We start from the raw sequence: 12,361 nt of genomic DNA, 5'->3' as shown, positions 1-12,361 counted from the left end.
CGCGTTCTCGTTCTGTCTGTCTGTTACTGGAATTGGCTCAGGAAACGCAGGTCGCCGTCGAAGAACAGGCGCAGGTCGTTCACGCCATAGCGCAGCATGGTGAGCCGGTCCGGCCCCATGCCGAAAGCGAAGCCGATGTAGCGCTCGGGGTCCAGGCCCATGTTTCGCACCACCTGCGGGTGCACCTGGCCGGAACCCGAGACCTCGAGCCAGCGGCCAGCCAGCGGGCCGGTCTGGAACTGAATGTCGATCTCGGCGCTCGGCTCCGTGAAGGGGAAGAAGCTGGGACGGAAGCGCAGAACGAGGTCGTCGGTTTCGAAGAAGGTGCGGCAAAAGTCGGTGAAGATGACCTTCAAATCCTTGAAGCTCACGTTCTCGCCCAGCCACAGGCCTTCGCACTGGTGGAACATCGGCGAATGCGTGGCGTCGCTGTCGACGCGGTAGGTGCGACCCGGCGCGATCACGCGAATCTCCGGTGCCTTGATGGTGCCGGTGGGGTCGGCCGCCGCGGCCGCGAACTCGGCCGCGTACTTCTTGATGTGCTGCTGTGCGTAGCGCACCTGCATGGGGCTCGTGTGCGGACGCAGGTTGTAAGGGATGCCGTCCTCGCCGTTGATGTCCACATAGAAGGTGTCCTGCATCGAGCGCGCAGGATGGTTCGGCGGATTGTTGAGCGAGGTGAAGCTGTGCCAGTCGCTCTCGACCTCGGGGCCATCGGCGACGTCGAAGCCCATGCTCGAGAAGATCGCCTCGATCCGCTCCATGGTGCGGCTCACGGGGTGCAGCCCACCGCCCGTGCGCCGACGACCGGGCAGGGTCACATCGAGCGCCTCGGCACGCAGCTGGATGGCGAGCTCCTCATCGGCGAGCTGCTGGCGCCGCTCGTTCAGCGCTGCTTCGATGGCCTGCTTGGCCACGTTGATCGCCGCGCCGCGCGACTTCTTCTCGTCGACGGACAGCGCGGCCATGCCCTTCATCAGTTCGGTGATGCGGCCAGCCTTGCCGAGAAACTGCGCCTTGGCGTTTTCAAGCTCGGCCGGTGCCTTGGATTCGGCGAAGGCGGCGCGTGCGGTGTCGACCAGGGAGTCCAACTCGTTCATGGGAAATCTTGAGCGTGAGAAAGAAAGAGGCCGGAGATGCGAAGAAAAAAGGGCTGGAGCCCTTTCAAGCGCCAGCCCTTGTGCCGTGGGCGCAGGCCGCCGCCCGAGGAGCGGCAACCTGCTTGCGGGATCAAGCAGCCAGCTTGGCCTTGACCTGCTCCACGATGCCGGCAAAAGCGGCCTTGTCGTGCACAGCGATATCGGCCAAGACCTTGCGGTCGATCTCGATACCGGCCTTGCGGATGCCGTTGGCGAACTGGCTGTAAGTCAGGCCCAGTTCGCGCGAAGCGGCATTGATACGGGCGATCCACAGTTGGCGGAACACGCGCTTCTTGGTGCGGCGGTCACGGTAGGCGTATTGGCCTGCCTTCATCACCGCCTGCTTGGCGATGCGGAAGACATTGCCGCGGCGACCGCGGAAACCCTTGGCGAGTGCGAGAACCTTCTTGTGGCGGGCGCGGGCCGTGACACCACGTTTGACGCGAGGCATGTGTGTACTCCTTGTTCGTCGTGATTAGATGCCGCTGCCGGGCAACATGGCGGCCATCGAGACCATGTTGGTCTCATGCACTGCCGTTGCACCCCGCAGGTGGCGCTTGTTCTTGGTGGTCTTCTTGGTCAGGATGTGACGCTTGAAGGCTTGACCGCGCTTGACGGTGCCACCGGGACGAACGCGGAAACGCTTTTTCGCGCTGCTCTTGGTCTTCATTTTGGGCATGTGAATGCTCCTATCGTTTGTGCTCGTGAGGCGCCGGGGAGATTCCCACGGACTTGTCGGCCCCGAGACACTTCTTCATCCCACCACTGCCTGCGCCCGAGAGCGCAAGCCGCGGCGAAATCTTTTCAAAACCCTGCTACCGCAGCCGCGGTCAGGCCGCTGCGGGTGCCGTCGTCGGCTCCGTGGCCGGCTTGGCCGCACCGCCGCCGCCCTTCTTGCGGCCCGGCGCGATCATCATGATCATCTGCCGGCCTTCGAGCTTCGGAAACTGCTCGACCACGATGCTGTCGCCGAGCTCGTCGCGGATGCGCTGCAACAGCGCCAGCCCGAGTTCCTGGTGCGTGATTTCGCGGCCGCGGAAGCGCAGCGTGATCTTGCACTTGTCACCCTCATCAAGAAAACGCCGGATGTTGCGCATCTTGATGTTGTAGTCGCCTTCGTCGGTCCCGGGCCGGAACTTGATTTCCTTGACCTCGATGACCTTTTGCTTCGACTTCGCCTCGGCGGCCTTCTTCTGCTCGTGGTACTTGAACTTGCCGTACTCGATCAAGCGACAGACCGGCGGATTGGCCGCCGCGACCACTTCCACCAGATCCACGTCTTGCTCACCGGCCAGCCGCAAGGCCTCGGCAAGACTCACGACACCCAATTGCTCGTTCTCGGGCCCGATCAGGCGGACTTCCGGGGCCATGATTTCCCGGTTAAGGCGGTGTTGGCGTTCCTCGCGGTGGCGGCGGTCGCGAAATGCAGTAGCGATGGTCAGGATCCTTCAATCAATTTGCTACAAAAATTGTAGCGAACACCTTCGAGTTCACGCCCACAAGCAGCCTGATTGGTTTAAATCAGCCTTTGAATCGGTTCTGATTCAAAGCTTGTGTTGGATGTCGTCGGCGATCTTTTTCGAGAACGCCTCCACCGACATGGCACCGAGATCAAGATTGCCCCGGGCGCGCACTGCGACGGCACCTGCTTCCTTTTCCTTCTCGCCGACGACGAGGATGTAGGGAAGCTTTTGCAACGAATGCTTCCGTATTTTATACGTAATCTTCTCGTTGTGCAGGTCGAGTAAAACTCTAAGCCCTTGATTTTGCAGCGTTTTCGCAACCTGGGATGCGTAATCGGCCTGTCCCTCGCTGATATTGAGCACCGCCACATGCACCGGCGCGAGCCAGGCAGGCAGCGCGCCCGCGTGATGTTCGATCAGCATGCCGATGAAACGCTCGAGGCTGCCCACGATCGCCCGGTGCAACATGACCGGATGGGCCCGGCCGCTCGACTCCGTGACGTACTCGGCGCCCAGGCGCTCGGCCATGTTGAAGTCCACCTGCATCGTGCCGCACTGCCAATGACGGCCGATGGCGTCGCGCAGCGTGTACTCGATCTTGGGACCATAGAAGGCGCCTTCCCCAGGCGAGATGACGAACTCCACGCCTGAGCGACGCAGTGCCTCCATCAATGCCTGCTCGGCCTTGTCCCAGAGTTCGTCGGAGCCGATGCGGTTGTCGGGCCGCGTTGCAACCTTGTAGAGGATGTCCTTGAAGCCGAAATCGGCATAGACCTTGAGCAGTTGACCCGTGTAAGCCACGCATTCCTCGAGGATGTGGTCTTCCGTGCAGAAGATGTGCCCGTCGTCCTGCGTGAAGCCGCGCACGCGCATGATGCCGTGCAATCCCCCCGAGGGCTCGTTGCGGTGACACTGGCCGAACTCGCCATAGCGAATCGGCAGGTCTCGGTAGCTGCGCAGGTCGCTCTTGAAGATCAGCACATGGCCCGGGCAGTTCATCGGCTTGAGCGCGTAGTCGCGCTTCTCGGATTCCGTCGTGAACATGTTCTCGCGGTAGTTCTGCCAGTGGCCCGTCTTCTCCCACAGGCTCTTGTCGAGGATCTGCGGTCCCTTGACCTCCTGATAGCCCGTGTCGCGGTACACCTTTCGCATATATTGCTCGACCTGCTGCCAGATGGCCCAGCCTTTCGGATGCCAGAACACCACGCCCGGCGCCACTTCATCGATATGGAACAGGTCCAGTTCCTTGCCGAGCCGGCGGTGATCGCGCTTTTCGGCCTCCTCGATGCGGCGGATGTAGTCGTCGAGTTGCTTCTTGTCGGCCCAGGCCGTGCCGTAGATGCGCTGCAGCTGTTCGTTGCGAGCATCGCCGCGCCAGTAGGCGCCGGCCAGCTTCGTGAGCTTGAACACCTTGAGGAAGCGCGTGTTCGGCACGTGCGGCCCGCGGCACATGTCGACGTACTCCTGGTGGTAGTACAGCCCCATCGCCCTCTCATCGGGCATGTCTTCGACGAGCCGCAGCTTGTAATCTTCGCCCCGGGACTTGAAGACCTCGACCACCTCTTCGCGCGGCGTCATCTTCTTGATCACGTCGTAGTCCTGGGCGATCAGCGCTCGCATCCGCGCTTCGATCGCTTCCATGTCCTCGGGCGTGAAGGGCCGCTCGTAGGAGATGTCGTAGTAAAAGCCCTCCTCGATCACCGGCCCGATCACCATCTTGGCCGTCGGGTAGAGCTGCTTGACCGCGTGGCCGACCAGGTGGGCCGTGGAGTGGCGAATGATTTCCAGGCCTTCGTCGTCCTTGGGCGTGATGATCTGCAGCCGGGCGTCCTGCTCGATGAGGTCGCTTGCATCGACCAGCCTGCCGTCGACCTTGCCGGCGACCGTCATCTTCGCCAGGCCGGGGCCGATAGACTTGGCAACATCGGCAACCGAAACCGGGCCTGGGAACTCGCGGCGCGAGTTGTCGGGAAGCGTGATCTGGATCATTGAAAAACCTCGGCGAGAAAACAAAAAAGCGCGGTCATCGGACCGCGCTTGGGCTTGGGTGAGGGCGCTGGGATCTTCCAGCATGCGCGGCCTACCGGCCTTCTCCTTCAAGAAGAAGGCCGCTCGTTCCTTGCGGGGTAGTTCGCGGTGTCATAACCAGGATGCCTTTCTCGCCCTTGTTGCTGCTCTGACGGAAGCTTGCGATTCTAGCCGTTGAGCTCAAGAGGCGGGCGCGTCGTTCTTGAGGCCCAGCACCTCGACGGGCTCGATGGCCGGCGGCTTGACGAACAATTCGGGCGCCTTGGCCATGAGCGCCTGCGCGATAGGGCCGCTCAGATGCGCCTGCCGGCCGGCTTCGTCCTCGAAAGCATCGAAGACACCGAAGGTGGTCGGCGTCAGGCGCAGCGCGAACCAGATTGGCGTCGTTTTCTCCTCGCGGGCCATCGCGAGGCCCGCCTCGAGGAACTGCTGCACCTCGGTTTCCTTGCCCGGTCTGGCTTCGAGGCGGGCGAACAGTGCGTACTTGATCATGACGGTCTCCAGTGAACCAGGTTGCGCGGGATTGCGCACCCAGGGGCTTCGACTCTAGGCACCCCCCGGGAATCGACCTATTGGCATTCTTGACATCTTTGCTATGGTTGTTGCCATGAAGGTCAACCTGCTCGCGCTCGACGGCGTGTTCGACACAGGCTTGGCCACGGTGCAGGACGTCTTCAGCACGGCCAACGAGCTCGCGGGCATGGCGGGCGCCGACATCGCGCCCTTCGAGCTCCGGGTCACGGGGATGCGAAAGAGGGTTCACACGTCACAGCGCCTGCGCGTGCCGGTGGTCTCTGCGCCCGATGCGGGCCGCCCCGACTGGATCGTCGTGCCGGCGCTCGGCGAGAAGATGCCCGAGGGACTGCAGGCCGCGCTGCAACGGCGCGACGTCGCCGAGGCCGCCGCCGCCCTGCGCGCCCAGGCCGGCCAGGGCGTGCGCATCGCGGCGGCCTGCGTCGGCACCTTCGTGCTGGCCGAATCGGGCCTGCTCGACCAGCGCCAGGCCACAACCACGTGGTGGCTGGCCTCGCTGTTCCGCCAGCGCTACCCGGCCGTGAGGCTCGATGAATCGCGCATGCTGGTGAGTTCGGGCCCCTTCGTCACCGCGGGCGCGGCGCTGAGCCACATCGACATGGCGCTGCTGCTGGTACGCCAAGCCAGCCCGGATCTCGCAGCCACGGTCGCCAAGTACCTGATCGTCGACTCGCGCCCATCGCAGTCCGCCTACGTCATCACCGACCACCTCACTCACTCGGATCCCACCGTCCAGCGCTTTGAACGTTGGGCCCGCGGCCGGTTGGCCGATGGCTTCTCACTCGACGAGGCCGCGGTGGCGGCCGGCACCAGCAAGCGCACCCTCGCGCGACGAATGCAAAGGGTGCTGGGCAAGACGCCGTTGTCCTACTTCCAGGATCTGCGCGTGGAGCGCGCCGTTCATCTGCTTAAGACCAGCGACAAGAGCCTGGAGCAGATCGCGAGCCTGGTCGGCTATGCCGAAGGCGTCACGCTGCGCGCCCTGCTGCGGCAACGACTGGGCCGCGGGGTGCGCGAGTTGCGCATGGTCGACTGAGGCGAAAAAAATCCCCGCGGATCGCTCGCGCGGGGACCAAACTCAGTGACAGCGGGATATCAGTGGAATTGCTCTTCCTCGGTAGAGCCGGTGAGTGCCGTGACACTCGACTTGCCGCCTTGGATCACGGTGGTCACCTCGTCGAAGTAGCCGGTGCCGACTTCCTGCTGGTGCGACACGAAGGTGTAGCCACGGTCGCGCGCCGCGAACTCGGGCTCCTGCACCTTCTCGACATAGGCCGACATGCCGCGTTGCACGTAGTCCTGTGCCAGGTCGAACATGTTGAACCACATCGAGTGAATGCCGGCCAGCGTGATGAACTGGTACTTGTAGCCCATGGCGCCGAGCTCCTTCTGGAACTTCGCGATGGTGGCGTCATCGAGGTTCTTCTTCCAGTTGAAGGAAGGCGAGCAGTTATAGGCCAGCATCTTCCCCGGATGGACCTTGTGCACGGCGTCGGCGAACTTGCGCGCGAACTCGAGGTCGGGCGTGCCGGTCTCGCACCAAACCAGGTCGGCGTAGTGTGCGTAGGCGATGGCGCGCGAGATGGCCTGGTCGATGCCCTTTTTCGTCTTGTAGAAGCCTTCGGCGGTGCGCTCGCCGGTAAGGAAGGGCTTGTCGTTCTCGTCGTAGTCGCTGGTCAGCAGGTCGGCCGCTTCGGCATCGGTTCGAGCGATCACCAAGGTCGGCGTGCCACAGACATCGGCCGCCATGCGTGCGGCGATCAGCTTCTGCACTGCCTCGGTGGTCGGCACCAGCACCTTGCCGCCCATGTGGCCGCACTTCTTGACCGAGGCAAGCTGGTCCTCGAAGTGCACGCCGCCGGCACCCGCCTTGATCATCGCCTTCATCAGTTCAAAGCCGTTGAGCACGCCGCCGAAGCCCGCTTCGGCATCGGCCACGATCGGCGCGAAGTAGTCGACGTAGCCTTTGTCGCCGGGGTTCGTGCCCTTGGACCACTGGATCTCGTCGGCGCGGCGGAAGGTGTTGTTGATGCGCTCGACCACCGTCGGCACGGAATCCACCGGATAGAGCGACTGATCAGGGTACATGGCGGCGTAGCTGTTGTTGTCCGCGGCAACCTGCCAGCCGGACAAGTAGATCGCCTTGATGCCTGCCTTGACCTGCTGCATGGCCTGGCCGCCGGTGAGCGCGCCGAGGCAGTTGACGTAAGGCTCGTTGTTCACCAGGTCCCAGAGCTTCTCGGCGCCGCGACGTGCAATCGTGTACTCGATCGGGAAGGAGCCCCGCAGGCGCACCACGTCGGCGGCGCTGTAGCCGCGCTTGATGCCCTTCCAGCGCGGGTCGGTCGCCCATTCTTTTTCGAGGGCGGCGATCTGCTGTTCGCGGCTCAATTGTTCGGTGATGGTTTGAGGCATGGTGTCACTCCAAGGGTTGATTGAGAGGTCGGCGCTGCGGCCTTGGGAAACAACTGTACGCCTCTCTTCTTGTCTTATGTCTTATACAAGACATATTTTTCAATCAATAAAATCAACAACTTGCAGAGTAATTTCTCAATGCAAAACTATCTTTCTCATATTGAGAAAATTTATTGCGATGCAGCATGTGCAGATTTCGCAATGCGAAGCGCACTTTCTGGTTCATGAAAAGGGCGGCGCGCGATCGAACCAGTCTCCCGATGCGATCACGGAGCAGCCCGCGACGCGTTCCGGGTGGACCTCGTAGACGACGCAGATGATTTCCTTTGCGCCGACACGCACCGCCTTCTCTCGCTTGATGTACTCCCCGCCGTCATCGTCCCGTACCTCCTCGAGCCGGTCGAGCTGGGCCTCGAGCATGGGCGTGACGGCATAGACCTCCCCGACCAGCAGACCGCTGCCGCCGAGGAGCGCGCCCGGATAGCTGCCCAGGTCGTACATGGTGCCGTGGATGCGTGCGTGGGCCACGAAGCGCGGCGCCGGAAAGAAGTGCGCGATGTCGTTGCGCCCGCCGCGGCGCAGGGTCCCGTAAACGAACACGTGGCGGGTCTCCGGGAGGGAATGGGGCATCATCATCGAATCGATCCTCGCAACGCACCTAGTCTATTGAACCCAGCCCTTCACGCACCCGGCCGCTTCGTCGCTTACGGCTGCCTGGCGCTCAGCATGTCCCTGGTCGGCAGCTACGTGGCGCTCTCCAAGCCCCTGGTGCTCGCATTTCCCGTGTTCCTGCTCGCATGGCTGCGCTTCGGCATCGCGGCGCTGGCGATGCCCCACTGGCTTCGTCGACCGTCCGACGAGCCGGCGATGACGACCCGCACGCGCGGTCTGGTCTTTCTCGAGTCCTTCCTCGGCAACTTCCTGTTCTCAATCTGCATGCTGTTCGGCGTGAGCATGACCAGCGCCGTGTCGGCGGGCGTGATCATGGCTTCCATCCCCGCGGTCGTGGCCATCGGCAGCCGTGTCTTTCTGCGCGAGAGCATCACGCTGCGGACCGCGCTCGCCATCGCCTGCGCGGTCGGCGGCATCGGCCTGGTCGCGCTCGCGCCGGCCCAACCTTCGGCGCACCCTGGCGCTGCCGCCGGCATTTCCTTGTCCTGGCTCGGCGACCTGCTGGTGTTCTGCGCCGTGCTCTGCGAGGCGGCTTACGCGGTCATCGGCAAGTCGCTCACGGGCAAGCTAGGACCCAAGCGCATCTCCTCGCTGATCAACCTCTGGGGCCTGGTGCTCTCGACGCCGCTGGGGCTGTGGTTCGCCCTGCGCTTCGACTTCGGCAATGTTGCGCTGGGCCTCTGGGCCCTGCTCGTGGTCTATGCGTTGGCCGCCAGCGTCTGGACGGTGTGGCTTTGGATGACGGGCTTGAAGGGCGTCCCGGCCTCGCAGGCGGGCGTGTTCACGGTGATGCTGCCGGTGAGCGCGGCCATGGTCGGCGTGCTGGTCCTGGGCGAGCGTCTTTCGCTGCTGCAAGTCTGCGCCTTCGCGCTCGCGCTGCTCGGCGTGGTGCTCGCGACCTGGCCTTCGCGCCGCGTCTGAAGCACTGCAGCGCCTTCGAAGGCACTCCAGAGTGCGAAGGACCTCCTTCTCTCCTCTGAAAAAACAACAGCTCCCAATGAAAAAGTCCCTTTTTCCCTTGGAAACGCGTTTCTTCTCCTTTAGCATCCGCAATGCCAGTGGAGACAGCGTTTTCATTGGTGAAGAGTGACCAATCCAAAAAGGAAATCAACCATGGCAACTGCAAAGAAGGCTCCGGCCAAGAAAGCGCCTGCAAAGAAGGCTGCTCCCGCGAAGAAGGCCGCACCGGCCAAGAAGGCTGCTGCTCCGGCGAAGAAGGCGGCGGCACCCGCCAAGAAGGCCGCTCCCGCGAAGAAGGCTGCTGCAAAGAAGGCTCCCGCCAAGAAGCGCACGCCCAATGCCGCGTTCATGAAGGCCCTGACCCCCAGCCCGGCGCTCGCCGCCGTCGTGGGCTCGACGCCTCTGCCGCGCACCGCCGTCGTGAGCAAGCTGTGGGACTACATCAAGAAGAACAACCTGCAGGACAAGGCCAACAAGCGCAACATCAACGCCGACGCCAAGCTGAAGGAAATCTTCGGCAAGCCGCAAGTGTCGATGTTCGAGCTTGCTTCGCTGATCGGCAAGCACGTCAAGTAAGCCCGGAGCGCCTCAGGCGCTTCATTGAAAAAGCCGGCGCAAGCCGGCTTTTTTCTTTGGCTGGACGGCGATTCAATGGCCGCCGCGTGCCTGCGCGGCCTTCGTGATGGTCGATAGCGTGCCGCGCGTCGTGATCACCTCGGCGTCGAGCGGGATCTCGATCAGCGTGCCAGTCTCGGCCGCCAGTGCGCGCAGCAGCGCGGCCTCGAACTGCGCGGTCTCGGTCACGCGCTCGGCCGTGTAGCCGTACGCGCGGGCCAGCGCGCAGAAGTCCGGATTGGCCAGGGCCGTGCCGCTCACATTGGCCGGGTATTCGCGCTCCTGGTGCATGCGGATGGTGCCGAACATCCCATTGTTGAGCAGCACGATGATGCTCTTGCCGCCGTGCTGCGTGGCGGTGGCGAGCTCCTGCCCGTTCATCAGGAAGTCCCCGTCCCCGGCGATGGTGAAGGCGATCCGGCCAGTTGCGATATTCGCCGCGATGCCCGCCGGCACCCCGTAGCCCATGGCGCCGCTGGTCGGCGCGAGCTGCGTCTTGTGTCCCTTCGCCAAGCCGTGGTAGCGGAAGTAGCGATGCACCCAGCTCGCAAAGTTGCCCGCGCCGTTGGTGATGGCCGCGTCCTCGGGCAGATGCTGCTGCAGTGTGCGCACCACCGCGGCCATGTCGACCGCGCCGCGCGGCGATGCGGGCGGCAGCCCGGCGAGTGCCTGCGGCTCGAGGTTGGCGATGTAGTCGGCATGCAGTTGCGCCGTCCAAGACTCCCACGCCACTTCCGAGGGCGGGCTCAGCACCTCCAGGCTGCGCGCCGCGGCGCTCATGCCGGCATTGATGGCGAGGTCGGCCTGGTAGACGCGGTTGAGCTCCTCCGCGCTCGCGTGGATGTGGACCAGCGTCTGCGCGGATCGGGGCGCCTCGAGCAGCGTGTAGCCGCCGGTGGTCATCTCGCCCAGCCGCGGCCCGATCGCCAGCACCAGGTCGCTGTGCCGCACATGCTCCGCCAGCTTCGGATTGATCGCGATGCCCACGTCGCCGGCGTAGAGCGGGTGGTGGTTGTCGAAGGTGTCCTGGAAGCGGAAGGCGTTCGCGACCGGCAGCTTCCAGTTCTCGGCGAAGCGCTGCAGCGCCTGCGCCGCCTGCACGGTCCAGCCGCCGCCGCCGGCGATCACGAGCGGGCGCTGCGCCTTGAGGAGCAACTCGCGCAGCGCGCGCAGCGCCCCCGGATCGCTCCAGGGCTGCACCGCCTCCACGCGGGCCAAGGGTCGAGCGGAGGTCATGCTGCGCAGCATGTCCTCGGGCAGCACGAGCACCACGGGGCCGGGCCGGCCGTTCATGGCGGTTGCGAAGGCGCGCGCGATGTATTCGGGAACGCGATCCGCATCGTCGATGCGCTCCACCCGCTTGGCAAAGCCCTTGGTGCTGGGGCCGAAGAAGCTGCCGTAGTCGACCTCCTGGAAAGCCTCGCGATCGCGGAAGTCGCTCCCGACATCGCCGACGAACAACACCATGGGCGTGGAGTCTTGAAAGGCGTTGTGCACACCGATGGAGGCGTTGGTCGCCCCGGGCCCGCGCGTCACGAAGCAGATGCCGGGCCGGCCCGTCAGCTTGCCGTGTGCCTCGGCCATGAAGGCCGCTCCACCCTCCTGACGATTGACCACGAATCGGATGCGCTCCGAGTACGCATGAAAGCCGTCGAGCACGGCCAAAAAGCTTTCCCCCGGAACACCGAAGGCCAGCTCCACGCCCTGCTCGATCAGGCATTCGACGATCAGGTGGCCTGCGGTTTGCGACGAACTCATGGACGGATGCCTCTGCTGCAATATCGAAAGAAGCGGCGATTATCCGCACACCCTGCGAATGCTTGCTTTAATTCCCTAACTGGTTAAATTCCGCCCATGAAGACGCCGCCGACCGCGCCCCCGGAGCCCCGCTCTCGCGATGCCGACCGCTCGCAGCTCGCGATCCTCGACTCGGCCCGCGACGAGTTCGCGCAGCGCGGCCTGGCGGGCGCGCGCATGGACAGCATCGCCGCGCGCGCCGGCCTCAACAAGCGGCTGATCTACTACTACTTCGGCAGCAAGGACGACCTGTTCCTCGCCGTCCTCGAGCGCACCTACGCCGATATCCGGGAGGCCGAGCAGCGGCTGCACCTGGACGAAGTCGAACCCGTGGAGGCGATCCGCCGCCTGGTCTCCTTCACCTGGCATTACTACCTCGATCACCCCGAGTTCATCACCCTGCTCAACAGCGAAAACCTGCACCGCGCCGCGCATCTCAAGCGCTCCGAGCGCATCCAGGAGATGAATTCGCCGCTGGTCCAGCTGCTCGATGGCGTGCTCGAGCGCGGCAGGCGCGAGAAGCTCTTCCGCGCCGGCGTCGACCCGGTGCAGCTCTACATCTCCATTGCCGCGCTCTGCTACTTCTACCTGTCGAACAACGACACGCTCTCGGCCATCTTCGGCCGCGACCTGCGCGCACCGAAGGCCATGGCGCAACGCTTGTCGCACATGACCGACCTCGTCCTGGGCTACGTCCTTCACTGATACGGGTATCTCCTAGGACCGGGCCGTTGCAGG

Annotated in this window: 13 protein-coding genes; 4 read left to right on the top strand and 9 right to left on the bottom strand. The window is 64.0% G+C overall.

Going from position 1 to position 12,361, the window contains the following annotated elements; genetic code table 11:
• Window positions 1–23: 23 nt before the first annotated feature.
• The 6 genes from pheS to J2739_RS03965 all read right to left on the bottom strand — a co-directional run bounded on the left by pheS (window position 24) and on the right by J2739_RS03965 (window position 5,122).
• Window positions 24–1,100 (bottom strand): phenylalanine--tRNA ligase subunit alpha, encoded by a 1,077-nt coding sequence (pheS, locus tag J2739_RS03990; RefSeq protein ID WP_309898795.1) that lies wholly within the window; start codon window positions 1,098–1,100, stop codon window positions 24–26.
• A 130-nt stretch (window positions 1,101–1,230) separates the two neighbouring features.
• Window positions 1,231–1,590, bottom strand: coding sequence for a 50S ribosomal protein L20 (rplT, locus tag J2739_RS03985; protein WP_028253492.1), 360 nt, complete (start codon window positions 1,588–1,590; stop codon window positions 1,231–1,233).
• A gap of 24 nt (window positions 1,591–1,614) precedes the next feature.
• Window positions 1,615–1,818, bottom strand: coding sequence for a 50S ribosomal protein L35 (gene rpmI, locus J2739_RS03980; RefSeq protein WP_028253491.1), 204 nt, complete (start codon window positions 1,816–1,818; stop codon window positions 1,615–1,617).
• Between the two features lie 151 nt (window positions 1,819–1,969).
• Window positions 1,970–2,584 (bottom strand): translation initiation factor IF-3, encoded by a 615-nt coding sequence (gene infC, locus J2739_RS03975; RefSeq protein WP_309899916.1) that lies wholly within the window; start codon window positions 2,582–2,584, stop codon window positions 1,970–1,972.
• A gap of 99 nt (window positions 2,585–2,683) precedes the next feature.
• Window positions 2,684–4,591, bottom strand: a complete 1,908-nt coding sequence (gene thrS / locus J2739_RS03970; protein WP_309898793.1) for a threonine--tRNA ligase — start codon at window positions 4,589–4,591, stop codon at window positions 2,684–2,686.
• A gap of 219 nt (window positions 4,592–4,810) precedes the next feature.
• Window positions 4,811–5,122, bottom strand: coding sequence for a putative quinol monooxygenase (locus J2739_RS03965; protein ID WP_309899914.1), 312 nt, complete (start codon window positions 5,120–5,122; stop codon window positions 4,811–4,813).
• Window positions 5,123–5,237: 115 nt separating this feature from the next.
• Here J2739_RS03965 and J2739_RS03960 point away from each other — a divergent pair, with 115 nt between their 5' ends.
• Window positions 5,238–6,200, top strand: coding sequence for a GlxA family transcriptional regulator (locus tag J2739_RS03960; protein ID WP_309898791.1), 963 nt, complete (start codon window positions 5,238–5,240; stop codon window positions 6,198–6,200).
• A gap of 59 nt (window positions 6,201–6,259) precedes the next feature.
• Here J2739_RS03960 and aceA read toward each other — a convergent pair whose 3' ends face one another.
• Both aceA and J2739_RS03950 read right to left on the bottom strand, forming a co-directional pair.
• Window positions 6,260–7,579 carry an isocitrate lyase gene (gene aceA, locus J2739_RS03955; protein ID WP_309898789.1) on the bottom strand — a complete coding sequence of 440 codons (1,320 nt, stop codon included), beginning with the start codon at window positions 7,577–7,579 and terminating at the stop codon, window positions 6,260–6,262.
• A gap of 222 nt (window positions 7,580–7,801) precedes the next feature.
• Window positions 7,802–8,209 (bottom strand): gamma-glutamylcyclotransferase family protein, encoded by a 408-nt coding sequence (locus tag J2739_RS03950; RefSeq protein ID WP_309898786.1) that lies wholly within the window; start codon window positions 8,207–8,209, stop codon window positions 7,802–7,804.
• Between the two features lie 96 nt (window positions 8,210–8,305).
• Between J2739_RS03950 and J2739_RS03945 the strand changes: the two genes are divergently transcribed.
• Both J2739_RS03945 and J2739_RS03940 read left to right on the top strand, forming a co-directional pair.
• Entirely contained in the window at window positions 8,306–9,172 is an 867-nt protein-coding gene (locus tag J2739_RS03945; RefSeq protein ID WP_309899911.1) for a DMT family transporter, read from the top strand.
• A gap of 192 nt (window positions 9,173–9,364) precedes the next feature.
• Window positions 9,365–9,787: an SWIB/MDM2 domain-containing protein gene (locus tag J2739_RS03940; protein ID WP_309898784.1), complete on the top strand. Its 423-nt coding sequence runs from the start codon at window positions 9,365–9,367 to the stop codon at window positions 9,785–9,787.
• 72 nt (window positions 9,788–9,859) lie between these two features.
• On the opposite strand, the gene J2739_RS03935 is transcribed toward J2739_RS03940, so the two are convergent.
• Window positions 9,860–11,584 carry a thiamine pyrophosphate-binding protein gene (locus tag J2739_RS03935; RefSeq protein WP_309898781.1) on the bottom strand — a complete coding sequence of 575 codons (1,725 nt, stop codon included), beginning with the start codon at window positions 11,582–11,584 and terminating at the stop codon, window positions 9,860–9,862.
• A gap of 96 nt (window positions 11,585–11,680) precedes the next feature.
• Here J2739_RS03935 and J2739_RS03930 point away from each other — a divergent pair, with 96 nt between their 5' ends.
• Window positions 11,681–12,328 carry a TetR/AcrR family transcriptional regulator gene (locus J2739_RS03930; RefSeq protein WP_309898779.1) on the top strand — a complete coding sequence of 216 codons (648 nt, stop codon included), beginning with the start codon at window positions 11,681–11,683 and terminating at the stop codon, window positions 12,326–12,328.
• Window positions 12,329–12,361: the final 33 nt, after the last annotated feature.

Source organism: Variovorax soli (genome assembly GCF_031454625.1).
Taxonomy (GTDB): domain Bacteria; phylum Pseudomonadota; class Gammaproteobacteria; order Burkholderiales; family Burkholderiaceae_C; genus Variovorax; species Variovorax soli_A.
This window is presented reverse-complemented; position numbering and strand designations above follow the sequence as displayed.